Source organism: Pseudomonas sp. Fl5BN2, from assembly GCF_009908205.1.
GTDB lineage: Bacteria > Pseudomonadota > Gammaproteobacteria > Pseudomonadales > Pseudomonadaceae > Aquipseudomonas.
Window position 1 is genome coordinate 1 of the sequence record NZ_JAAARL010000098.1, and the last position, 400, is coordinate 400.

General features: G+C 68.8%; 1 pseudogene. It reads right to left on the minus strand.

From position 1 onward, the window contains the following. Nucleotides 1-400 (minus strand): annotated as a pseudogene (locus GV819_RS32770) (hypothetical protein); the annotation flags it as partial.

Genomic DNA, 400 nt, shown 5'->3' on the forward strand with positions numbered 1-400 from the left:
GGACAGCACGTTGTCGACAGTGGCCGTCCAGGACGCCGATTCGGCGTTGCCCACGCCTACGCGCAGCTCACTTGGCGTGCCCGCGGCGGCCGCGACCAAAGCCAGGGAATCGCCGGCCAGATGGTAACCGTCGCTGGCGAACTGCATGCCCCGCGTCGCAACCGGACCCGCCGACCCATCCACAGTCACGGTGCCCGCGGCGCCGCCGAAGATGGCGAAGGCGTCCAAGGGCCAGCGCGGGGCCGTCAGGGTACCGAAGGCATCGGTCCAGTTGGGGTTGGTGCCTGACCAGACGCCGGACCCGCCGCCCATCTGGGTGCCGCTGGCTAGTCCGTTGGCGTTCCAGAAGTTCAGTTCCAGATTGCCGCCGGTGATCAGATTGATCTGCCCGGCCCCTGCA